Source organism: Pantoea vagans, from assembly GCF_004792415.1.
Lineage (GTDB): Bacteria > Pseudomonadota > Gammaproteobacteria > Enterobacterales > Enterobacteriaceae > Pantoea > Pantoea vagans.
In genome coordinates this window covers 358633-381082 of record NZ_CP038853.1, presented here as the reverse complement: position 1 = coordinate 381082, position 22450 = coordinate 358633, and the positions used below count along the sequence as shown (strand labels likewise).

Annotated in this window: 20 protein-coding genes; 10 read left to right on the top strand and 10 right to left on the bottom strand. The window is 55.3% G+C overall.

Features of this window, described 5'->3' with window-relative positions; genetic code table 11:
* Positions 1–121 precede the first annotated feature (121 nt).
* The 3 genes from EGO56_RS01785 to mdcH are packed head-to-tail and all read left to right on the top strand — an operon-like array spanning position 122 to position 2599.
* A complete protein-coding gene (locus tag EGO56_RS01785) occupies positions 122–1081 on the top strand; it encodes an AEC family transporter (RefSeq protein ID WP_013359313.1) in 960 nt (319 codons plus the stop codon).
* Between the two features lies 1 nt (position 1082).
* Positions 1083–1700 carry a malonate decarboxylase holo-ACP synthase gene (locus tag EGO56_RS01780; RefSeq protein WP_135907561.1) on the top strand — a complete coding sequence of 206 codons (618 nt, stop codon included), beginning with the start codon at positions 1083–1085 and terminating at the stop codon, positions 1698–1700.
* The gene (gene mdcH / locus EGO56_RS01775) at positions 1697–2599 is read left to right on the top strand and encodes a malonate decarboxylase subunit epsilon (protein ID WP_135907560.1); all 903 of its coding nucleotides are present in this window, start codon (positions 1697–1699) and stop codon (positions 2597–2599) included. The genes EGO56_RS01780 and mdcH overlap by 4 nt, the downstream gene beginning before the upstream one ends.
* On the opposite strand, the gene EGO56_RS01770 is transcribed toward mdcH, so the two are convergent.
* The 6 genes from EGO56_RS01770 to glgB form a co-directional block, all read right to left on the bottom strand.
* Positions 2580–3515, bottom strand: a complete 936-nt coding sequence (locus EGO56_RS01770) for a LysR family transcriptional regulator (RefSeq protein ID WP_135907559.1) — start codon at positions 3513–3515, stop codon at positions 2580–2582. The two genes, mdcH and EGO56_RS01770, sit on opposite strands and share 20 nt — an antisense overlap.
* 227 nt (positions 3516–3742) lie before the next feature.
* Positions 3743–6190, bottom strand: a complete 2448-nt coding sequence (gene glgP, locus EGO56_RS01765) for a glycogen phosphorylase (RefSeq protein ID WP_135907558.1) — start codon at positions 6188–6190, stop codon at positions 3743–3745.
* Positions 6191–6209: 19 nt separating this feature from the next.
* Positions 6210–7643, bottom strand: a complete 1434-nt coding sequence (glgA, locus tag EGO56_RS01760; RefSeq protein WP_135907557.1) for a glycogen synthase GlgA — start codon at positions 7641–7643, stop codon at positions 6210–6212.
* A gap of 63 nt (positions 7644–7706) precedes the next feature.
* Positions 7707–8999 carry a glucose-1-phosphate adenylyltransferase gene (gene glgC, locus EGO56_RS01755; protein ID WP_135907556.1) on the bottom strand — a complete coding sequence of 431 codons (1293 nt, stop codon included), beginning with the start codon at positions 8997–8999 and terminating at the stop codon, positions 7707–7709.
* A 10-nt stretch (positions 9000–9009) separates the two neighbouring features.
* Complete coding sequence (glgX, locus tag EGO56_RS01750) at positions 9010–10992, bottom strand: glycogen debranching protein GlgX (protein WP_135907555.1); 1983 nt, start codon at positions 10990–10992, stop codon at positions 9010–9012.
* Positions 10989–13172 (bottom strand): 1,4-alpha-glucan branching enzyme, encoded by a 2184-nt coding sequence (gene glgB, locus EGO56_RS01745; RefSeq protein ID WP_135907554.1) that lies wholly within the window; start codon positions 13170–13172, stop codon positions 10989–10991. The genes glgX and glgB overlap by 4 nt, the downstream gene beginning before the upstream one ends.
* Positions 13173–13832: 660 nt before the next feature.
* On the opposite strand from glgB, the gene EGO56_RS01740 reads away from it, so the two are divergent.
* Genes EGO56_RS01740 through EGO56_RS01730 form a run of 3 tightly spaced genes read left to right on the top strand, consistent with a single transcriptional unit; the run spans position 13833 to position 15076 of the window.
* Positions 13833–14342: a DUF2778 domain-containing protein gene (locus tag EGO56_RS01740; protein ID WP_135907553.1), complete on the top strand. Its 510-nt coding sequence runs from the start codon at positions 13833–13835 to the stop codon at positions 14340–14342.
* The gene (locus EGO56_RS01735) at positions 14323–14589 is read left to right on the top strand and encodes a hypothetical protein (protein ID WP_135907552.1); all 267 of its coding nucleotides are present in this window, start codon (positions 14323–14325) and stop codon (positions 14587–14589) included. Before EGO56_RS01740 ends, EGO56_RS01735 begins: the two co-directional genes overlap by 20 nt.
* Position 14590: 1 nt before the next feature.
* Positions 14591–15076, top strand: a complete 486-nt coding sequence (locus tag EGO56_RS01730; protein WP_135907551.1) for an Hcp family type VI secretion system effector — start codon at positions 14591–14593, stop codon at positions 15074–15076.
* 871 nt (positions 15077–15947) lie between these two features.
* Here the strand turns inward: EGO56_RS01730 and asd are convergent.
* On the bottom strand, positions 15948–17057 hold the full coding sequence (gene asd / locus EGO56_RS01725; protein ID WP_013359322.1) for an aspartate-semialdehyde dehydrogenase: 1110 nt from the start codon (positions 17055–17057) through the stop codon (positions 15948–15950).
* Positions 17058–17274: 217 nt separating this feature from the next.
* On the opposite strand from asd, the gene EGO56_RS01720 reads away from it, so the two are divergent.
* From EGO56_RS01720 to EGO56_RS01705, 4 genes are all read left to right on the top strand, one after another.
* Entirely contained in the window at positions 17275–17868 is a 594-nt protein-coding gene (locus tag EGO56_RS01720; protein ID WP_111140387.1) for a YhgN family NAAT transporter, read from the top strand.
* 123 nt (positions 17869–17991) lie between these two features.
* A complete protein-coding gene (locus tag EGO56_RS01715; protein ID WP_135907550.1) occupies positions 17992–18573 on the top strand; it encodes a hypothetical protein in 582 nt (193 codons plus the stop codon).
* A complete protein-coding gene (locus EGO56_RS01710) occupies positions 18570–18995 on the top strand; it encodes a hypothetical protein (protein ID WP_135907549.1) in 426 nt (141 codons plus the stop codon). Before EGO56_RS01715 ends, EGO56_RS01710 begins: the two co-directional genes overlap by 4 nt.
* On the top strand, positions 18992–19309 hold the full coding sequence (locus EGO56_RS01705; protein ID WP_135907548.1) for a DUF805 domain-containing protein: 318 nt from the start codon (positions 18992–18994) through the stop codon (positions 19307–19309). The genes EGO56_RS01710 and EGO56_RS01705 overlap by 4 nt, the downstream gene beginning before the upstream one ends.
* 24 nt (positions 19310–19333) lie before the next feature.
* Here the strand turns inward: EGO56_RS01705 and gntU are convergent, their stop codons facing one another.
* The 3 genes from gntU to gntR all read right to left on the bottom strand — a co-directional run bounded on the left by gntU (position 19334) and on the right by gntR (position 22349).
* The gene (gene gntU / locus EGO56_RS01700; RefSeq protein ID WP_008926287.1) at positions 19334–20674 is read right to left on the bottom strand and encodes a gluconate transporter; all 1341 of its coding nucleotides are present in this window, start codon (positions 20672–20674) and stop codon (positions 19334–19336) included.
* Positions 20675–20676: 2 nt separating this feature from the next.
* Positions 20677–21213 (bottom strand): gluconokinase, encoded by a 537-nt coding sequence (gntK, locus tag EGO56_RS01695; protein ID WP_033784195.1) that lies wholly within the window; start codon positions 21211–21213, stop codon positions 20677–20679.
* A gap of 140 nt (positions 21214–21353) precedes the next feature.
* The gene (gene gntR / locus EGO56_RS01690; protein ID WP_013359330.1) at positions 21354–22349 is read right to left on the bottom strand and encodes a gluconate operon transcriptional repressor GntR; all 996 of its coding nucleotides are present in this window, start codon (positions 22347–22349) and stop codon (positions 21354–21356) included.
* Between the last annotated feature and the right edge of the window lie 101 nt (positions 22350–22450).

The following is a 22450-nucleotide window of genomic DNA, read 5'->3' as shown; positions in this document are numbered from 1 at the left end:
AATAAACCTGCCGAAACCGGTCTTAGGGGCGCATCGCTAATTGCGCCCCGGAGCAGTGGCCGTGTTCAGAATTATAAACATCGCTGTTTTTTAAAGAATTCTTCTTAAATACAGGTGATTTATGATTTATATAATTGTTCATGCCCTCGCTCCGATCTTTGTCATTATGCTGCTGGGTTTCTGGGCCGGTAAGGCCGGAATGGTCAACAACAAAGATGTCTCTCTGCTTAATATCTTCGTGATGGATTTTGCACTGCCCGCCGCGCTGTTCAGCGCCACGGTTCAGACACCGTGGCCAGGCATTGTGGCGCAGTGGCCGCTGATTGTGGTGATCACCGGTGCAATGTGGATAACCTATGGCACCGTCTATTTCCTTGCGACCAAAGTGTTCAAAAAGTCACCGCAGGATGCGGCCGTTCTGACGCTGACCGTGGCGCTGCCTAACTACGCCGCACTGGGACTGCCCATTCTGGCCAGCGTGCTGGGTGAAAATGCGGCCACCTCCCTCTCCGTGGCGGTGTCGATTGCCTGTGGTTCAGTGCTGCTCACCCCGCTGTGCCTGCTGATCCTGGAACGTGAAAAGGCGTTTGCCGCAGGTACCGAACACGGTTCAACGCTGAAAATGCTGCCGATCCTGATGTGGCGTTCAGTAAAAAAACCTATCGTGATGGGACCGTTGATTGGGGTGGTGCTGTCAGCGCTGGGCGTTAAAATGCCGGATCTGGTGCTGGCCGCGATCAAACCGCTGGGCCTGGCGGCCACCGCGGCTGCGCTGTTCCTGACGGGTGTCATCCTCTCTGCACGTCAGCTGAAACTCAACGCCGTCGTCGGCGTCGGTACTGTGGCTAAGCTGCTGATTCAGCCCTTTATCGCCTGGGGTCTGGTACTGGCGCTGGGACTTAACGGTTCAGTCGCCATCACCGCTATCCTGATGATTGCGCTGTCGGCCGGTTTCTTCGGCGTGGTGTTCGGCAACCGCTTTGGCGTGCAGTCACCCGATGCTGAAGCCGTGCTGCTGTTAAGCTCAATTCTGTGTATTTTATCGTTACCGCTGTTCATCACGCTGACATCAGGAATGTAATATGAGTGCGCCGCGCCCCCACGATCTGCTCTGGCTGCGTCACAGTGACGCGTTAGCCGCGGTTAAAGAGAGCTGGGTCATCCAGTTCTGGCATCCCGATCTGCCGGTGGTGGTACGGCGCGACCACCGTGAATCCGGTCTGATTCCGGTGGGTGTGCGCGGTGAACGACGTGAGCAGCGCGCCGCCGGCTGGATTAGTCCAGCCGATATTGTCCGGATGGTGACGCCAGAGAGGCTGGCAGAACGGACATGGCTGCTGGATTCACCCTTTACCGCTTATGCGCCGGTTCGCGCGGCGGTTGCGCTCAGCGAGACTCTCTGGCCCTGGCACTGGGGCATTACCGGCAGCACCGGTTATGCGCTGGCGACGCAGCGCCCTGTGCTGCACGCTGCCAGCGATCTTGATTTAGTGATCCGCGCGCCGCAGCCGCTGCCACGCGATGCGCTGCAACAGTGGCTGACGCAGACCGACGCACTGGACTGCCGTGTGGATACCCAGGTGGAAACGCCGTCTGGCGCGTTTGCGCTGAACGAGTGGCTGCGTGAGGGTCGCGTGCTGTTAAAAACCGATACCGGACCGATACTGACCGCTTCACCCTGGAGCAGGGAGAATCCATGAAAATACTCTTTACCTTTCCCGGCCAGGGCACCCAGCGTGCCGGGATGCTGCAGCATCTGCCCGACGGCGACGCGGTGTTAAATAGCGTGCGAGCGGTACTGGGCGACGAAACCGACCGGCTCGACAGCACTGAGGCGCTGCGCCACACCCGCGCCGTGCAGCTCAGCCTGCTGATTGCCGGTGTCGCCTGGGCGCGTGAGCTGATCCGCCGTGGGGTGAAACCGGACATCGTCAGTGGTCTGTCGATTGGTGCATTTCCCGCTGCGGTGATTGCCGGTGCGCTCGATTTCAGCGACGCCCTGCGGCTGGTTGCGCTGCGTGGCGATCTGATGGAACAGGCTTATCCGCAGGGATATGGCCTGACCGCCATCACCGGCCTGACGCTGAATCGTCTGGAGAAGCTACTGGCTGGCAGCAATACCTACATCGCCAACCTGAATGCGGAAACGCAGATTGTGATTGCCGGTCGTGACGAGGATATGGCGGTGGTGGCGCAGAAAGCGCTGGATGCCGGTGCCAGCAAAGCCGTTAAACTCGCGGTGAGCGTGCCGTCGCACTGCGCGCTGCTGGACAAGCCCGCCGCCGAACTGGCGCGCGCGTTTGAGTCCGTCAGCCTCTCGCGGCCCGATTGCGCTTACCTCAGCGGCTCAACCGGACGGGTGATTTGGGAACCAGAGAAGATTGCTGACGATCTCGCCTTTAATATGGCGCGTACGGTGCAGTGGAATGATGCGATGGTTTCCGCTAATCAGCGCGATGCCCGACTGGCGATTGAGATGCCGCCTGGCAATGTGCTGACCGGCCTGACGCTGCAGGCGGGCTGGCAGGGTGAAGCGATCTGTATGGAGCGCAACAGCGTCGGGGTGGCGCTGCATCTGGCTAAACGGCTGAGTCAGTAAGGCTGCGGGCGTACATCCGCCCTTCTGCCGCCAGGGCAAGCAGGTCATTATCGCGTTCGCGACGATGTGAGTAGACAATCGAGATCTGCTGACGCATCTGATAAGGCTCAGCGAGCGGCAGTAACTGAATGTTGTTTTCATACACCTTCTTCATCCGTCCCGGGATCAGCGCCAGGCCAATGCCCGCCTGCACCAGGCTTATCATTGAGAAGATGTCATTTACCTGCGTGACCATGCGCGGTTCAAATCCGGCTATCTGAAACGCCTCCTGCGAACCGGTATAGGTGGCAAATCCTTCAGCCAGCGAGACAAAATCACGGTCGGCAAAATCACGCAGATCCACCGGGCCGGTTCCCTCCCGCGTCTCCCCGGCTGGCGCAGCCAGAAAGATACGGTCTTCAAACAGCGGAATCACATCAAAATGCGCATCGCTGAGTTCGCCATCATCGGTGGCGATCAGAATGGCATCCAGCGCGTCATCTTCCAGCATGTTCAGCAGCATCTGATTGGAGCCCATTGTCAGATCAAGCTCCAGCGTGGGACGGCGCAGTTTCATGCCCATGATCAGTCGGGGAATGGTTTCAAGCGTCAGCGAGTAGAGCGTACCAAGCCGCAGACGACCTACGCCGATACCCGCCACCTTGCGCGCCTCTTCAATACCTTTGCCCATCAGGGTAGTTACGTCGCGACAGTAGTCCAGCAGCGTCCAGGCGGCAGGCAACGGCACCAGGTTACGGCCCTTGTGGATAAACAGCGGGCAGTCGATGCCCTCTTCCAGCGTGTGCAGTGCGCGGTGTACGCTGACGCTGCTGAGCGCCAGCGCTTCCGCCGTGCGGGCGATATTCCCTTTGCTCATAAACATCATAAAGACGCTGAGCTTGCGGAAGGTAATTTCCTGATTGATGTTGTCACTCATGGGCTGCGGTTGCCTGTATGGTCACTTTGCTTTCCCGCATAGTAGCGATTCTCAGCAGGAGTGTAATGATCTGGTTCGCACTGCGCGCAGATACAGGCACTGAGGCCAGAAAACGCGGAGCCGTGTGAAAAAGCGGGCGGGATGGCGGGAGAGTCAGAAGATAAGATGGCAATGCGGCGGCCGGTTACCCGGCCGCACAGAACGTCAGAAAGGCCTGCTATCCGACCCTACAGCCTTATTGGTGTAATGTTCCAGATCTCATCGGCGTACTCCTGAATGGTACGGTCCGACGAGAAGTAGCCCATGCCGGCGATATTTTTCGCCGCGCGGCGCTGCCACTCGTCCGGTTTACGGTAGAGCGCATCCACCTTATCCTGGGTATCCACATAACTGCGATAATCCGCCAGTAACTGGTAGTGATCGCCGAAGTTAACCAGAGAATCGAACAGATTGCGGTAGCGACCCGGATCCTGCGGGCTGAACACGCCAGAGGCAATCTGTGTCAGCACCTGATGCAGCTCTTCGTCGCCTTCGTAATAGTCGCGCGGGTTATAGCCGCCCTTACGCAGCGCTTCGACCTGCGGCGTGGTATTACCAAAGATAAAGATGTTCTCTTCCCCGACGTGATCCAGCATCTCAACGTTGGCACCATCCAGCGTACCGATCGTCAGCGCGCCGTTCAGCGCAAACTTCATGTTACTGGTGCCGGACGCTTCGGTGCCTGCGGTCGAGATCTGCTCAGAGAGATCGGCCGCCGGAATAATGATCTGCGCCAGACTCACGCTGTAGTTCGGGATGAAGACCACCTTCAGTTTGTTCTTCACCTGCGGATCGTTGTTGATCACATTCGCGACATCGTTGATCAGATGAATAATGTGCTTGGCAACGTAATAGGCTGATGCGGCTTTACCGGCAAAGATATTTACGCGCGGCACCCAATCCGCCTGCGGATCAGCCTTGATACGGTTATAACGGGTGATCACATGCAGCACGTTGAGCAGTTGACGTTTGTACTCGTGAATACGCTTGATCTGTACATCAAACAGCGCGTTCGGGTCGAGCACCACATCCAGATTCTTCGCCACCCAGTCGGCCAGCCGACGCTTGTTCTGATGCTTGGCAACCGCGACTTTTTCGATAAACGCCGGATAATCGATCTGTGCTTTCAGCTCATCCAGCTGGCTGAGATCGGTACGCCAGTTGCGACCAATCTCCTCATCCAGCACCTCTGACAGCGCCGGGTTCGCCAGCGCCAGCCAGCGACGTGGGGTAACGCCGTTGGTTTTATTGCAGAAGCGGCCGGGGAACAGACGGGAGAAATCAGCAAACAGCGACTGGACCATCAGATTAGAGTGCAGCTCTGACACGCCATTCACTTTATGACTGACGACGACGGCCAGCCAGCCCATGCGTACCCGGCGTCCATCGTTCTCGTCAATGATCGAAATGCGCGACAGCAGATCCAGGTCATCAGGATAGTGATCCTGAATCGTCTTGAGGAAGAAGTCGTTGATCTCGAAAATGATGCTGAGGTGGCGCGGCAGGATCTTACCGATCATATCGACCGGCCAGGTCTCGAGCGCTTCGGTCATCAGCGTATGGTTGGTATACGAGAAGACCTGACAGCAGACGTCGAAGGCGCTGTCCCAGCTGAATTTATGTTCATCAATCAGCAGGCGCATCAGTTCGGGGATCGCCAGTACCGGATGGGTATCATTCAGGTGAATGGCGATTTTGTCCGCCAGGTTGTCCCAGGTCTGGTGCATCCGCCAGTGACGATTCAGGATGTCCTGCACGGTGGCGGAGACCAGGAAATATTCCTGACGCAGACGCAGTTCACGGCCCGAATAGGTTGAGTCATCCGGGTAGAGCACGCGCGACACGTTTTCAGAGTGGTTTTTATCTTCCACTGCCGCGAAGTAGTCGCCCTGGTTGAACTTGCCGAGGTTGATCTCGTTGCTGGCCTGGGCACCCCACAGTCGCAGGGTATTGGTCGCGTCGGTGTCGAAGCCCGGAATGATCTGGTCATAGGCCATCGCCAGAATCTCTTCGGTCTCCAGCCAGCGCACCTTCGTGCCTTCGTGCTGGACGCGACCGCCAAAACGGACTTTGTAACGGGTATTGAAACGCTGGAATTCCCACGGATTACCATATTCGAGCCAGTAATCCGGCGACTCTTTCTGCTCACCTTCCACAATGTTCTGTTTGAACATGCCGTAATCATAGCGAATGCCATAACCGCGCCCCGGCATGCCCAGCGTCGCCAGTGAATCGAGGAAACAGGCCGCCAGGCGACCCAGACCACCGTTGCCCAGCCCCGGATCGTTCTCCTCCTCCATCAGCTCGGCCAGATCCAGACCCATCTCATCCAGTGCCTGGTTGAGATCGTCATAGATCCCCATCGCCAGCAGCGCATTCCCTAACGTGCGGCCCATCAGGAACTCCATCGACAGGTAATAGACCTGACGAACATCCTGAGAGAGCTGGGCACGGCTGGAACGCAACCAGCGCTCCACCATCCGGTCGCGCACTGCCAGCAGCGAGGCGTTGAGCCACTCGTGCTTGTTGGCGATCGAGGGATCTTTGCCGATGGTGAACATCAGTTTGTAGGCAATCGAATGCTTTAAGGCATCAACCGTCAACGTTGGTGAGGCGTAAGTGAAAGGTGCATTCATATCCAGTTTTCCCAATCCGTTACATCAAACGTTGGTAGAGATCACGGTAGGCTTGTGCGGCCACCTGCCAGCTAAAGTCCATGCCCATCGCCTGACGCTGAACGTAACGCCACAGTGAAGGACGGGACCACAACACAAACGCGCGCCGGATGGCCCGCAACAGCGACCAGGCGTTGGCATCTTCAAAGCTGAAGCCGCTGGCGATACCGTCGGCCAGGTTCTCCAGAGAGCTGTCATTAACGGTATCTGCCAGCCCGCCGGTGCGGCGCACTAACGGCAACGTACCATACTTCAGGCCATAAAGTTGAGTCAGGCCGCAGGGCTCAAAGCGACTCGGCACCACGATTACATCTGCGCCACCGACAATGCGGTGGGAGAACGCTTCGTGATAGCCAATCTGCACACCCACGCTGCCCGGATGCTCCGCCGCTGCCGCCAGGAATCCCTGTTGCAGCTCGGCATCACCCTGTCCCAGCAGCACCAGCTGTCCGCCCTGCGCCAGCAGGCCAGGCAGCGCTTCCAGCACCAGGTCCAGGCCCTTCTGTTTAGTCAGACGGCTGATCACGCAGAATACCGGCGCTTTATCATCCACCTTCAGCCCCATCGCCACCTGCAGCTGCCGTTTGTTTTCCGCTTTCGCTTCCAGCGTGTCGCGGTTATAGCGCGCACTCAGCAGCAGGTCGTGCGCCGGGTCCCAGATAGAGGGATCGACGCCATTAAGGATCCCGCTAAGACGGCCTTCCCGCATCCGCTGCGCCAGCAGGCTTTCCATGCCATACGCATATTCGGCAGAGGTAATTTCATGAGCGTAAGTCGGGCTCACCGCCGTGATGTGGTCAGCGTAAAAGAGTCCTGCTTTCAGGAAGGAAATCTGACCGAAGAACTCCAGCCCATGCATGTTAAAGAACGACCACGGCAGGCCAATCTCATCCATGTGATGCGCCATAAACAGCCCCTGGTACGCCAGGTTATGTACGGTGAAGACGGATTTAGCCGGACGCCCACGCGCTTCCAGATAGGCGCAGGTCAGGCCAGCATGCCAGTCATGCGCATGCACGATCTCAGGACGCCACATAGAGTCCATGCCGCACGCCAGTTCACAGCCGACCCAGCCCAGCAGCGCAAAGCGCAGATAGTTGTCAACATACGCAAACTGCGACTCGTCATGGTAGGGACTGCCGGGACGATCGTAGAGGCCAGGCGCATCAATTAAGTAGATGCCCACACCATTAAATTCACCAAATAGCAGACGTATATGACCAGCAAATGTCTCTCGCTCCGTCACTACCTGGAGATCGGGTATGCCTTTGCGCAATGCGGGAAAAGCGGGCAACAGTACCCGTGTATCCGTGCCGCCCGCAATCTGCGCCTGAGGTAATGCCCCGACAACATCAGCCAGTCCGCCCGTTTTCAGCAGCGGGAAAAGTTCTGAACAGACATGTAAAACCTGCATCCTCGACCTCATTAAGTTATCCGGCACGCTCCGCGTGCCGATTGCGTAAGTTCCGCTTATCGCTTACAGCCCCGCTTTGGCCAGCTTTGCCAGCATGGCGCGGGTGACCAGTACGATCCCTTCATCCGAACGGTGAAACCGGCGACTGTCTTCATCGGGGTTTTCGCCAATAACCATGCCTTCCGGCAGTTCGCAGGCGCGATCAATCACACAGCGACGCAGGCGACACGATCGACCCACTACCACATCAGGCAGCAGTACGGTTGAATCAATATTGCAAAACGAGTTAACGCGAACGCGTGGGAACAGCACGGAATTGACCACCACCGAACCGGAGATGATGCAGCCGCCCGACACCAGCGAGTTCATGGTCATCCCGTGACTGCCGGAACGATCCTGAACAAATTTGGCCGGCGGCAGCGGCTCCATGTGAGTACGAATCGGCCAGGTGACGTCATACATATCCAGCTCAGGCATCACCGAGGCCAGGTCGAGATTGGCGCGCCAGTAGGCTTCCAGCGTTCCGACGTCGCGCCAGTAAGGCGGCGCGCTGTCATCATTCTGGACGCAGGAGAGCGCAAAGGAGTGCGCATAGCCTTCGCCGCTGGCCACGATTTTCGGCAGGATATCTTTGCCGAAATCATGGTTAGAGCCTGGCGTCTGCAGATCTTCCTCCAGCAGCGCATAGAGATAGTCCGCGTTGAACACGTAAATCCCCATGCTGGCGAGCGACTGCGTGTCATCACCCGGCATGGTGGGCGGTTTCGCGGGTTTCTCCACGAAGTCGATCACCTTATTCTCTTCGTCCACCGCCATGACACCAAAGGCGGTGGCCTCATGCACCGGCACCGGTAAACAGGCGATGGTACATTTCGCCTCGTTCACCACGTGATCCAGCAGCATGCGTGAATAATCCATCTTATAAATGTGGTCCCCGGCAAGGATCACGATGTACTGCGCCTGATAGCGGCGAATCACATCAAGGTTTTGCGTCACGGCATCGGCCGTTCCGCGATACCACTGTTCGGTCGAAAAGCGCTGCTGCGCTGGCAGCAAATCGACAAACTCATTCATCTCTTCATTGAAGATCGACCAGCCACGCTGGATATGCTGAGTCAGGGTATGAGACTGATACTGGGTAATCACGCCAATCCGTCGGATACCGGAGTTGACGCAGTTGGAGAGGGCAAAGTCGATAATGCGGAACTTGCCGCCGAAGTGCACCGCCGGTTTAGCACGTTTGGCCGTTAAATCGACCAGGCGCGTGCCGCGTCCGCCGGCAAGGATCAGAGCAACCGTCTGTGTAGGGAGCTGGCGGGCCAGCATCAGGTGATCTGTTCTGTCTAACTTAACCATGTCTGACTCCTTATGATTGCTTTTGGAACACGCACACACCGTGTGCGGGACCATGCCAGACAGTTAGCAGGATGGGGTTATCGTCCCCGGCGAAAGGAGGAAGGGCACGCCATTCTCCGTCTGGTAACACGATGTCATTCACCGTATCCGTGGCGTTTATTGTTATTAACCAGCGGCCGGACAGCAGGATCTGCAATCTGTGCATCCCCTGTGCCCATTCATCGTGTTGCAGTGGCTGGCCACCGGCATTGAGCCACTGCACATTGCCGTCACCGTCCTGCCACCAGCGATCTGCGGTCAGCGCCGGAATGCGCTGGCGCAGAGCAATCAGTGCTGCGGTGAATCCGACTAATCCCTTCTCATCCGCCTGCCAGTCAAGCCAGCTCAGGGCGTTATCCTGACAGTAGGCGTTGTTGTTGCCACGCTGCGTATGGCCGCGCTCATCGCCAGCCAGCAGCATTGGCGTGCCCTGTGACAACAGCAGCGTCGTCAGCAGTGCCCGCACGCTGCGACGGCGGCGTTCGATCACGTCAAAGCTGACGTTCAGCCCCTCTTTGCCGTGGTTGTGGCTGTAGTTATCACCGTGGCCATCACGGTTATCTTCCCCGTTCGCTTCGTTGTGTTTACGTTCGAAGCTCACCACATCCCACAGCGTAAAGCCGTCATGAGCGGTGATCAGGTTAACCGTGGCGTGTGGCGGCCGATCATCATGCTGATAGAGGTCGCTGGAGGCGGCAAAGCGGCGGACGAATTCGCCATTGCTCAGGCCGCCATGCAGCCAGTAACGACGCGCGGTGTCGCGAAACTTATCGTTCCATTCGGCAAACGGTGGCGGAAAACGGCCAACCTGATAGCCGTCAGGGCCGATATCCCAGGGTTCAGCAATCAGCTTGACCTGAGAGAGCAGCGGACAGGCACGTATCGCCTCAAAAAAAGGCGCATCACGCTGATAATCGGGTGTGCGGCCCAGAACCGGCGCAAGGTCAAAGCGGAAGCCGTCGACATGGCAGACGCGCACCCAGTAGCGCAGCGCCTCTAAGGTCCACGCCATCACCTGCGGATGGTGGATATTCAGCGTGTTGCCGCAGCCGGTCCAGTTCTGATAACCGCCCTGCTCATCAAGCCAGTAGTAGCTGGCATTGTCGATACCGCGCATCGAGATCGTCGGGCCAATCTCGTCCAGTTCAGCGGTATGGTTGAACACCACATCCAGCAGCACTTCGATACCCGCGGCGTGCAGGCTTTTAACCGCCTGCTGAAACTCCTGCAATGGCGTCACGCCCGGCTGACCGGAGCCGTAACGGGGATCCACCGCCCAGAGCGCAAAAGGGTTATAGCCCCAGTAGTTGCTCAGGCCGAGCTGCAGCAGTCGCGGTTCGCTGGCGAAGTGGGCCACCGGCAGCAGCTCAAGAGTGGTAATTCCCAGCTTGCGCAGGTAATCCACCATAACAGGATGACCCAGCGCCGCGTAAGTCCCGCGCAGCGTTTCCGGAATTTCCGGATGCTGCTGCGTCATGCCGCGCACGTGGGCTTCATAAATTACCGTGTTGCCCCAGGCCGTACGTGGCGCGACATCGCCCTGCCAGTCAAAATCTTCGGCCACCACCACACATTTAGGCGCAATCGCGGCGTTGTCATGCGGATCGGGCTGCGCTTCGCCGCCCTGAAACAGCGGGTCATCCGGAACATCGCCCTCCACCGCGCGGGCGCAGGGGTCAACCAGCAGCTTTGCCGGATTAAAGCGATGTCCCCGCTGCGGCGACCAGGGGCCATAAACCCGGTAGCCGTAGCGCTGTCCCGGTTTTAACGCCGGAACATAACCGTGCCAGATATCCCCACTGCGGCCAGGCAGGTCAAGACGCTGTTCTGCGCCCTGTTCATCAAACAGGCAGAGCTCTACGCGCTCCGCATGCTGTGAGAACAGAGTGAAGTTAACGCCTTTGCCATCGTAACTGGCACCCAGCGGTTCGGGATCGCCGGCAGTAATAGTCATTCAGCCTCCCGCACCAGCCAGACTGTTGCCAGCGGCGGCAGATCAAGACTCAGCGACTGCGGTCGTCCGTGGCTCTCCTGCTCATCGGTATGCACCCGATGAATGCGCACGTCGCTGCCGTGATACTCATGCTGATCTGTGTTCAGCACTTCACGCCAGTAGCCAGGCTGATTAACGCCAAAGCGATAGCCCGGACGCGGTACCGGAGTAAAGTTACTGATGACGATCACTTCATTGCCTTCACGATCGCGGCGGACAAAGGCGAAGACGGAGTGTTCCGCATCGTTCACCACCAGCCACTCAAAGCCTGCCGGATCAAAGTCCAGCTGATGCAGCGGCGTGTAGTGCTGATAGGTATGGTTGAGGTCGCGCACCAGACGCTGAACACCGTGATGCCAGTTGTCATCCCCTTCCAGCAGATGCCAGTCCAGGCTGACGTCGTGGTTCCACTCGCGGCCCTGAGCAAATTCGTTGCCCATGAACAGCAGTTTCTTGCCCGGGAAGCCCCACATCCAGCCGTAATAGGCACGCAGGTTGGCGAACTTCTGCCAGGCGTCGCCCGGCATACGATCGAGAATCGAGCGCTTGCCGTGCACCACTTCGTCATGCGACAGCGGCAGCACAAAGTTTTCGGTGTAGTTGTACATCATGCCGAAGCTCATCAGGTTGTGATGGTGCTTGCGGTAGATGGGATCGACCTGCATGTAGTCGAGCGTGTCGTGCATCCAGCCCAGATTCCATTTGAACCAGAAGCCCAGCCCGCCGCCTTCGGTCGGACGCGTCACGCCAGGATAGTCGGTGGACTCTTCAGCCATGGTTACCGACCCGGACGCGACGGTGCCGAGCGTGCGGTTGGTATAGCGCAGGAATTCGATCGCTTCCAGGTTCTCACGGCCACCGAACTGATTCGGCACCCACTCCCCTTCGTTGCGGCTGTAATCGCGGTAGATCATCGACGCCACCGCATCCACGCGCAGGCCATCGATGCCAAAGCGTTCGGTCCAGTAGAGCGCATTGCCCGACAGGTAGTTGCTTACTTCGCGGCGGCCAAAGTTGTAAATCAGGGTGTTCCAGTCCTGATGGAAGCCTTCACGCGGGTCGCTGTGCTCATAGAGCTGCGTGCCGTCAAAGCGCGCCAGACCGAAATCATCGCTGGGGAAATGACCTGGCACCCAGTCGAGCAGAACGTTTAGGCCAGCTTCATGGGCGGCGTCAATAAAGGCGCGGAACTCATCACGGGTTCCAAAACGGCGGGTCGGCGCATACATGCCCAGTGGCTGATAGCCCCAGCTACCATCAAACGGATGCTCGTTGATCGGCAGCAGTTCGATATGGGTAAAGCCCATCTCTTTAACGTAAGGCACCAGCTGTTCAGCCAGCTCTTTGTAGCTCAGCCAGAAGTTGTTGTCGGTGTGACGACGCCAGGAGCCCAGATGCACTTCATAGATGGAGATAGGCGCGTCAAAACCGTTGGCGGCTTTACGCTCCTCTTTCATCTCAACCGGCTCTGGCAGGCCACAGATCATCGACGCAGTTTGGGGGCGCATCTGCGCTTCAAAGGCGTAAGGATCCGCTTTGATGCGCAGTTCACCATTGGCATCGATAATTTCATATTTGTAGAGCTGACCGTTGACCGCGCCCGGTACAAACAGCTCCCAGATGCCCAGCTCCTGACGCAGGCGCATCGGATGACGGCGGCCATCCCAGAAGTTGAAGTCACCAACCACTGAGACGCGACGGGCGTTGGGTGCCCAGACGCAGAAGCGGGTACCGAAGACGCCATCGATGACATCGCCATGCGCGCCCAGTGTCTCGTAAGGACGCAGGTGTGTTCCTTCCGCCAGCAGCCACAGATCCATCTCCTGCAGCAGCGGGCCAAAGCGGTAGGCATCATCGACCAGATTTTGCTGGCCGTGCCAGTTCACCGCCAGTTGGTAGCGGAAATGATTTTTACGGCGTGGAATGACGCCACTGAAGAAGCCGCGTGCATCCTCGCACACCAGCTGAGCCAGTTTACGTCCGGTGGAGGTTTCAATGACCCACACTTCGAGCGCTTCGGGGAGCAATGCCCTGACTTCCAGGCCTTGCTGAGTTCGGTGCATCCCTAGTAACGAAAAAGGGTCGGCATAATTACCCGCAAACAGGGCATTGATCGCATCGCGATCGGGAAGCTCTGACATGACTTTCTTCCTGTGATAATTGGCAGCCGAAATGAACGCAACATAGCCTGTCGCGCTTCACCTGCGCTGCTCTTCATTGAGCCATACGTACAACGACAAAGAAGTCAGGCCATTCCATGGGAAAATTTTTTTGCCGTGTACCACAACCATTTAGTCCGGAAAGCACAAGAGTTACCTGTGGCACATCATGGTTAAATCATAGCTTGGTCGCGGCAGTTGCCATGGACTTAAGCAAAATATTCTTTAGCGATCGGCAAAAAAGGGAAGCTGATCACTTAGTAAGCGAAACGGCAGATTGTTTCGTGTACGAAAGGGACAAAAAAGGCCGGATAAATCCGCAGATTAGTGTCATTTATGCTGCCCGGCATGTCCGGATGAAAGACGCTGCGTTTTTCACCGGACTGGAACAGGGACTCTGCCGCTGGATCATGTCAGACACCCGGCGTGATGAGCGCAGACGGCGATGGAGAAAAGCTACCTGATAACTTGTTGTAAAGCGATGGTTAACAGCATGTTTCTTGATTTGACAGAGATTGGTTCATCTACTAATCAAGAAGTGAATCTGCTTCACGATCTTAAATTTTTCCCTACATAGTCATTCGTCTGTTTTTTTCTTTGCATTAGCATGCGAATAGAAATAACAGAGGCAAAGGAATTGCTATGGCTTTATGCGGAAAGTTTGTAATCAATAACGCTGATTATTCACCACTGAGTTTCCCGGGATTAGGAACTTTTTTAGCGTTTTCTGGTAATGACATCTACCGTAATAAAGGTGGCTGCGGAATGATAATTAATAAAGGGCCATTACCTGCCGGGCATTACTACATCGTTGACAGACCTTCTGGAAATTGGGTGAATAGCGTCAGAGCCTGGGCTATTGACGAAATAAAAAGTGCATTTAAGTATCATGTTGACCATTCAGAATGGTTTGCCCTTTATCGTGTTGATAACACAATAGACGATAGCACATTTTTTCGAGGCGTTACCCGGGGCGGTTTCAGACTCCATCCTGGTCAGGTCTCAGAGGGCTGTATTACTCTTGCCTCGCAATCAGACTTCAATATGCTGAGAAATGCGCTGTTAAGAACGACAAGAATCCCGGTTCCGGGTACAGATTTAAAAGCTTATGGCACTATTGAGGTAATCACATATGGCGACACTTGCCCGTAAATCAGGGAAGGCAGGCTACTTCCTTCTGCTTTTAGTTTGCGTGGGTCGGGCTATGGGTGAACCCTATAACTGGATTAACTATGATTTCGTTTTAAAGATAGGAAATCTGCTTTATGGACCTGGTGAAATTGGCGCAGAGGCAATAGATGATACGTATTTCTATATTAGCTTTCTCGCTAACATATTTATCAGCATGGTGTTTTTTTTCATGACAATGGAGTTGATCAGAAAAATAAGGAGATATTAGCATGCCAATTCCTGCTTACATGTGGCTCAAAGATGATGGTGGCGCTCATATTAAAGGTTCTGTTGATGTACGGGATCGCGAAGGCAGTATTGAGATTGTGGGTTTCAGCCATGGGCTTAATATTCCTGTCGACAGCGCTAACGGCAGGATTACCGGCAAGCGTTCACACTCACCGATGATGATCGAAAAGGAGTTTGATAGCTCCAGTCCTTATCTGTACAAGGCGGTTGCGACGGGTCAGACACTGCAAAGTGCGGAAACCCGCTGGTACAGAATCAACCATGCCGGGCAGGAAGAGTGTTACTTTGTCATGACTATTGAGGGAGTGAAGGTTACGGGTGTAAATCCCGGCATGCCAAACGCTAAAATTTCTGGTAATGCGCAAATTAATCATATGGAATCGATATCCATGATGTATGACAAAATTACATGGCGTTATATTGATGGCAATGTACAGTATACCGATGACTGGAATGTTCGTGCATAGAGCATCGGAAAGAAAGGCATGGCTGAAAAGGATTAATGCAAAAAACGATTACGCTGAGACTTTTTACTTACTGGCGCAACCGTAAAGTGGTACGCCAGTATCAGTGGGCAACCATTATAATACAAAAAATATTTTAGAAACCTTATTAATTGAAAAACAATTATCCCAGTAACAGCAAAACCTTTCTTTAACTTTATTCACGCTGTAAAAACAGATTGCTAACATAATAAAAAGCAGTAAACCATTCCATTTTGAACATCATCACACTTTAGAAACGAAGCAGTAAAAATAACCCTGACTAAATTGAAAGCTTGAAAATAAGAATATAGTCTGGGTGGGAGTTTTAATTTTAACATATAAAAGGAAAAACAATGTCTACAGTTCATATAGTTAAAGTTAAAAGCCCTGAAGGATGGACTCCAGGGTCGCATCATGCGGTGGAAGAGGAAGGAACGGGGAAGCTTTTATTCGAGTGTTCACTTCAACAAGAAGCTATTTAATGGGCGGAAAGCAATGAATATACATATGAAATCCTCCGTGAGCGTAACAGGAAGCTAACAGATAAACACGGTCAATTCCGGGAGCAGTAATTAATGACAGCATCAATCAAATGCATCCTTAATATCTCCTCTTCGGAAACGGGCATTTACGAAGACAGGCAGGTGAATTCAGCAACCTGATGATAGCAAAAATCAGTCAAGCCGGGCGCGTAAAAACTCATACATCTATAACACGCACGCACATTAAAAAAAGCCCGCAATCATGAGTAATGATTACGGGCTTTCACATAGTGACCAGGCGTTTAACCGATCATATTTTCCCCACCTGGTCGGCATTGATCATCAATCCGCCCTGTGGCGATGTTTGCTGATTAGTTGGTCAGCAACCGCAGCATGCGACGCAGTGGTTCGGCAGCGCCCCATAACAGCTGGTCGCCTACCGTGAAGGCGGAAAGGTACTCCGGCCCCATGTTCAGCTTACGCAGACGGCCAACCGGTGTGGTCAGGGTGCCGGTCACGGCGGCAGGCGTCAGTTCACGCATCGTCAGCTCGCGATCATTCGGCACTACTTTGACCCACTCATTGTGCGAGGCCAGCAGCTGTTCAATTTCAGCCAGTGGCAGGTCGCGTTTCAGCTTCAGCGTAAACGCCTGGCTGTGGCAACGCAGCGCACCGACGCGCACGCATAACCCATCAACCGGGATGACCTTAGAGGTGGCGAGGATCTTGTTGGTCTCCGCCTGGCCTTTCCACTCTTCGCGGCTCTGACCGTTTTCCAGCTGCTTGTCGATCCAAGGAATCAGGCTGCCCGCCAGCGGTACGCCGAAGTTATCGGTCGGTAAGGTGCCGGAACGGGTGAAATCGGTCACGCTACGCTCAATGTCGAGGATAGCGGAAGCCGGGTTCTGCAGCGCAGGCGCAACGTGATCGTGCAGCATGCCCATCTGGGTCAGCAGTTCGCGCATGTGGCGCGCGCCGCCGCCAGAGGCTGCCTGATAGGTGGCAACCGACGCCCACTCAACCAGATCCTGCGCAAACAGGCCGCCCAGCGACATCAGCATCAGGCTGACGGTACAGTTTCCGCCGACGAAGGTTTTGATGCCACGGTCAATGCCCTGGCGAATCACAGCATGGTTGACCGGATCGAGAATGATAATGGCATCATCCTTCATGCGCAGCGTGGAGGCCGCATCAATCCAGTATCCCTGCCAGCCGCTGGCGCGCAGCTTTGGATAGACGTCACTGGTGTAGTCGCCGCCCTGGCAGGTGATAATGATATCCAGCGCGCGCAGCGCCTCAATATCAAACGCATCCTGCAGGGTGCCCTGCTGTTTGCCCGCAAACGCGGGTGCCGCCTGACCATGCTGCGACGTCGAGAAGAAGACCGGATTGATTGCATCAAAATCACGCTCTTCACTCATGCGGGACATCAGCACTGAGCCGACCATGCCGCGCCAACCAACAAAACCTACATTCTTCATGTCGTGTCCGTCTAAGGCAGTTACACCTGCTTTTCATTTCAGAGGAGAGAGCCGCGTGCTATTTTCACGCCGCTCTGCGTAATAATAGGATTTACCTGTGTCCTCTCACTCTACAAAATGCAGGCCGGGTAGCAAGTGAATTAATTCGATTACGCTAACTTTTTCAGCAGCGTAACTAATAACTCCGCTTTTTCGCGAACAACATGGCGCAAAACCGATGACTGAAATGATTTCGGCAACAATATTATTGTTGTTAATTATGGATCCACTGGGCAATCTGCCGATTTTTATGTCGGTTTTAAAGCATCTGGAGCCGAAACGGCGGCGGGTGGTGCTAATCCGCGAAATGCTGATCGCGCTGATCATCATGCTGCTGTTCCTGTTTACCGGTGAACGCATCCTGGCGTTTTTAAATCTGCGCACCGAAACCGTGTCGATTTCCGGCGGGATCATCCTGTTTCTGATCGCTATCAAGATGATTTTCCCGTCGGCCGAAAGCAGCAGTTCTGGCTTACCGGCGGGCGAAGAGCCGTTCCTAGTGCCGCTGGCGATTCCATTGGTGGCCGGGCCATCGCTACTGGCCACTTTGATGCTGCTGTCGCATCAGTATCCGAATCAGATGTCGCATCTGGTGGGTGCGCTGCTGATCGCCTGGGGTGTAACGGTCGCTATTCTGTTGATGTCAGGTCTGTTCCTGCGTCTGCTGGGCGATAAGGGTGTGAATGCGCTGGAACGCCTGATGGGATTGATACTGATTATGCTGGCGACTCAGATGTTCCTGGACGGCATCCGGGCTTATCTGAAGTTATAAGCGCGCCTTTGTCCTTTTGAACTGACAAGCATGCAGCCGCATCAATTCAGCCTGTTTATCACAAAGTTACGACATTGAAATGAACAATAATATTAATATAATGTTGTAAAAAAGGAGATTTCTATGGCGGGTAGTATCGAAAATTATGCCGGGACAGGCGTCTTTATTATCGTTGAGCGGCTTTACAGCAGGGATGCACCGAACTGGCACGGTGTTGGCGCCTCCATGATGCAGATTCACAAAATGGTTTACCAACTTTATCATAAACAAGATGTTTATCTGGAAGGCACAAAGATCGAACCCGACAGCGCGACGGTCTGGCAGCGTTTAAAAATCCTGTTTGGCGCGGATTTGGTACAGAAAAATGCAGCCGATAGCAGTACCTGCTTTTCCCTCGATTATGCAGGTTCCCGCTTTGTCACTACGCCTTTCTCAGGCGTCGACTCAAAAAAAATCCCGGATTTTTTGACCAGAGAATATACCCTGCCTGGCCGAAACGTGCTGGCCTTTGGCAGCGATCCCTTCCCGCATGTCGGCCTTTATGGCCGTGCAGATGCACGCTTTGTGATGGCGGAGGGCGGTAAAGGTGACCCGACCGCCGCCGCGAAATACGATGCAAAAAGTAAACAGCTGGTGATGGTGGACCCCGGAAAAGAGCTGCCGCAGCTGATGCAGCGTCTGAAAACCCGGAGGGAAATGCAATGAGGTTGTTATTACCCTTTTTATTCGGCGCGCTCTATCTGATAACAGGTTACTTCTCCCTTCAGGAAGTCCTGGAGTATGCCAGCAGCGGCCATTCAGGGGTGATCACAGATATGCGCAGTTATCTGGTTGCCCCGCTACTCTGCGCGTTACTCTGGCTACTGGTTTATCTGGTAGCCTGGTGGGGTTTCAGAAAAATTGCCACCCTGTCCGTGGCTAAAGAAACAGTTTTTCAGGCGCTATTCTTTCTGGCAAATATACTCTGTTTAGCTGGCCTGACCGTATTATCCGTCCCGGGCCAGAAAGCGGCGTTAAATGACGTACAACTGATGCAAGTTCACGTCACTGATTTTGCCTGGGTTTACTTGCTTGCCGCCGCCATCACGCTGGTTGTTTTTGCTCTGATAAGAAGAAAATGGGCATGAACAGGCTGCTGCAGATTATCAAAAGCTGTCTGCTGCGCACGTTTAACTATGAAGGGCGTGAAGAAAGGACGAGCTATTTTATTTTCCTGCTGTTTCAGCTGGTCTGGTTCTGCAGTTATCTGCAATGGTTTACCGGGCCAGAGCATGAAATAGGCTTAATCACGCTGCTGCTGTTTATTTTGCCTCTATTTTCCTGCGGGGTGAGAAGAATAAATGACGCTGGTTATTCACGCGGCGTCATTGTCCTTTTGGTAGTAGCACCTTATCTGCTGTTCCCTTTTTTACTCTTCCCCGGCTCGCGGAAAAAAAACTGACGGGCAGATAGCCCGTCGGGTTGGTCAGGAAAGCAGTTCGAAAGCAATCATTCCAACAACTGCGCCCACAGTGCCGAGAATGGTCTCCATCAGCGTCCAGGTCTTCAGCGTTTCCGCTTCGCTGGCCCCGGTGAAGCGGCCAAACAGCCAGAACCCGGCATCGTTCACATGGCTGATAATAATCGAGCCACCGCCGATGCAGATCGACAGCGCTGCCAGTTGCGCACCGCTGTAATGCAGCGGTTCAATCACCGGCATGATTAGCCCGACGGTGGTCAGACAGGCGACCGTCGCCGACCCCTGAATCACCCGCACCGCGCCCGACAGGATAAAGCAGGCCAGCGCAATCGGCAGACCTGCACCGGTCAGCGCATTGCCCAGCACCGGCCCTACGCCTGAATCCACCAGCACCTGCTTGAACACGCCACCCGCACCAATCACCAGCAGGATAATCCCGGCCGGTTGCAGCGCGCTGCCGCACACCTGCATCACCCGCTCTTTATCCATACCCTGACGGTAAGCCAGGCCATAAATCGCCACCAGCAGCGCCAGCAGAATGGCGGTGAAAGGATGGCCGATAAATTCCAGCCACTCGTACAGCGTGGTGCCTTCGGTCGTGAAGCGTGCGCCGATGGTTTTCAGGCCGACCAGCACCAGCGGGAACAGGATCAGTGAGAGGCTGAAGCCAAACGACGGCAGCTTGCTCTCATCGACATCCGGCTGATGATCTTCCGGCGGTGCGCTGAAGGTAACGTGATTGCCGATGAAGTTGCCAAACAGCGGCCCGGCAATCAGCATGCCCGGGATCGCCGCACAGAGGCCCAGCAGGATCATCCAGCCAAAGTCCGCGTGCATCTGTGAAGCCAGCAGCATCGGAGCCGGTCCGGGCAGCAGGAACGCCGCCGACGCGGCCACACCGGCAAACAGCGGGATCACCAGCTTCACCAGATTGCCACCGGTTCGCCGCGCCACCGCAAACGCGATGCTGATTAACAGCACCACCGCCACCTCAAAGAAAAGCGGCAGCGCGCAGATCAGACCGGCAATCCCCATTGCATAATGGGCGCGGCTCTGACCAAAGGTTTTCAGCATCCGGATGGCGATTTGATCCACGGCGCCGGTTTCATGCAGGATTTTGCCGAACATCGCGCCCAGCGCGACCACAATGGCAAGGAAGCCGAGCGTGCCGCCCATCCCCTTCTGCATGGTTTCCGCGATTTTATTCAGTGGCATGCCGGAAAAGAGCCCGGCACCGATGGAGACTAACATCAGCGCGACAAAGGCGTGCATACGGGCCTTCATCACCAGAAAAAGCAGCAGCAGGACGGAGCCTGCTGCGGTCAAAACGAGTGTTGCGGTATTCATCTCTAATCCTGGCTGATAGCGTCCTGGATAGTCGCAACCGTAGCCGCCACCACCTCGTCCAGTGAATGCGCGATATCCACGACCAGGACATCCGGCTCATCACTGCCCGGCTCTTCCAGCGTGGCAAACTGGGTGACCAGCATCTGCGGCTTGAAGAAGTGGCCTTTACGCGCCTTCAGGCGGGCTTCGATGGTGTCGAAATCGCCTTTCAGGTAGACGAAACGCAGGTTGTCATTGCCCTGACGCAGAATGTCGCGATAACTTTTTTTCAGGGCTGAGCAGACAATGATGGAGATCGCCTGGGTACGCTGCATGGCAAACGCGGCATCGTTCAGCGCCTGTAACCACGGCTGGCGATCGCTGTCATCCAGCGGATGACCATCGGCCATCTTCAGGATGTTGGCGCGCGGGTGGAGAAAATCACCGTCAAGAAAAGCGGTATTCAGCTGGTGAGAGACCTGGTTGGCGACAGCAGATTTTCCGCTGCCTGAAACGCCCATCAGGATAAAAACGTGATGCGACGGGGATTGCGTTGTCATTTTTCTGCTCCGGCAGGTGAGAATTTGCCAATGTTACCGATAACAATGTCGTTTCTCATTCTCCTGGCCGGTTAACAGCCTGGCAACCTTTTTACCAGGAAAAGCATGAAAGTGTGAGCTGACTCATAAAAACATCACAATCAGATGCTGCCACCTTCACTGATCTCAAAACCGATATCCCGCAGCGGATCATCACTGCTCTCACCGGCAATGCGCGCCAGCAACATCGCCGCCGCTTCACGGCCCATGCGGTCGCGCGGCGTCAGCACTGTCGCCAGCTGTGGTGTGACGACCTGACTGATATCATGGCCGTGAAAACCCGCTATCGCCATCTGAGTGGGTACCTGCAATCCCTGGCGCTGACACTCAAACATCGCGCCGACCGCCAGGTCATCATTGGTACAGAACAGGCTATCCGTTTCAGGATAGAGACGTTGTGCTTCGCGCAGCAGATCGCCACCGGCGCTGAATGATGAGGCATCCTCCATCATCACGCTGTGCGGCGTCAGACCCGCTTCGCGCATGGCGATTTCATAACCGCGCTGCTTTTGCAGCGTACGTTCATCAAGGCGTGCGCCAAGATAGACGGTGTGACGATGGCCTTTGCTGAGGATCGCCTGCGTCATCTGCCGGGCCGCTTCGACGTTATCAAAGCCGACCGCCATGTCCAGGCAGGGTGTAACGCTGTCCATCACCTCAATCACCGGAATACCGGCCACTTCCAGCATACGCAGCGTGCCTGGCGTGTGGGTGCGTTCGGTGAGGATGACGCCATCGATGTTCCAGCCCAGCAGCGAGCGCAGTTGCAGCTCCTCTTTTTGCGGGTTGTAACCAAAGTGGGCGACCAGCGTCTGATAGTTGGCTTCGTCAGTGACGGCTTCAATGCCGCGCAATACGTCAGCAAAAACCTGGTTGGTGAGCGACGGCAGCAGCACACCGATGGCACGGCTGGTAGCGTTAGAAAGCATATCGGGGGCGCGATTGGGGATATAACCCAGCTCATCCAGTGCCACTGCAATCTTGTCCCGCAGGGCAACAGAGACCTGCTCAGGATTACGCAGGTAACGGCTGACGGTCATTTTAGTAATGCCGACGCGATCGGCAACGTCCTGTAATACCGGTCTTTTCTTCTTCATCGTAGCGCCTGGGATCACCCTGAAAGCTAAAGTACGATGAGTCTATCACTTTTCTGTCACAAAATTCCTAACCGGGCGCGACGAGGCGCGCCCGTTATCTG